At 78.5% G+C, this 242-nt stretch carries 1 protein-coding gene; it reads left to right on the forward strand.

The features are described from left to right. Positions 1-242 (forward strand): P-loop NTPase (locus ACQG3P_RS22360; RefSeq protein ID WP_426806280.1); only part of this gene is annotated, 242 nt, incomplete at both ends.

Here is a 242-nt window from a genome sequence, read left to right on the forward strand (position 1 = left end):
CGACGGCCCCCCGCCCCCCACGTGCACAAGGGCATGACCCTTCATCCGCGCGACCGCAACGTGATCGCGGTCGGGTCCGGCCAGGGCGGGGAGGGCAAATCCACCACGGCGGTGAACCTGGCCGGGGCGCTGGCCCGCCTGGGGGCGCGGGTCGGGCGGGTGGCGGCCGACATCGACGGCCCCCGCGTGCCGGTGAGGCTGGGCCGGAGCGGCCGCCCGGAGAGCCCGGGCACCACGTCGGT

The sequence above is a fragment of the Stenotrophomonas sp. SrG genome (genome assembly GCF_050031795.1).
In the GTDB taxonomy this organism is placed as follows: domain Bacteria; phylum Pseudomonadota; class Gammaproteobacteria; order Xanthomonadales; family Xanthomonadaceae; genus Stenotrophomonas; species Stenotrophomonas rhizophila_A.